Here is a 431-nt window from a genome sequence, read left to right as displayed (position 1 = left end):
GATGTTTCGATGGTCCTGCTCAATCATATTGTTCAGATACTTCGAGGATCGGACCTTCGTGTGTTCAGGCAGCATGCCATCGGCCTTCATCTCCCGCACCGCGCGGTGCGAGGCAGCGTAACCATCGAGCGTGATAGTCTCTGGTGGCTTTCCCTGATGCTTGATCGCCTTGCGAAAAAAGGCTTTGGCTGCTGCGACATCGCGTTTGACCCTGAGTAAGAAGTCTACCGTCTGGCCATCTCGATCGACAGCCCGGTACAGGTAGACCCATCTGCCACGAATCCTCATATAGGTCTCATCGACACGCCACGAGCCACCCGAAGGGATCGCAAATCGGTTCCAACTTTTAACGAACTCCGGGGTAAAGCGTTTTACCCAGCGCATGATAGTGGTGTGAGCCAGCGATAAACCGCGCTCAGCCATCATTTCCG

General features: G+C 54.5%; 1 protein-coding gene. It reads right to left on the bottom strand.

All coding sequences use genetic code 11. The annotated features are described in order from the left end of the window. Positions 1 to 431 (bottom strand): IS6 family transposase (locus WM40_RS27410; protein WP_046154709.1); only part of this gene is annotated, 431 nt, incomplete at both ends.

It is taken from the genome of Robbsia andropogonis, assembly GCF_000970345.1.
GTDB lineage: Bacteria > Pseudomonadota > Gammaproteobacteria > Burkholderiales > Burkholderiaceae > Robbsia > Robbsia andropogonis.
Note: the sequence above shows the minus strand (reverse complement) of the source record. Positions and strands in the feature narration are given on the sequence as shown.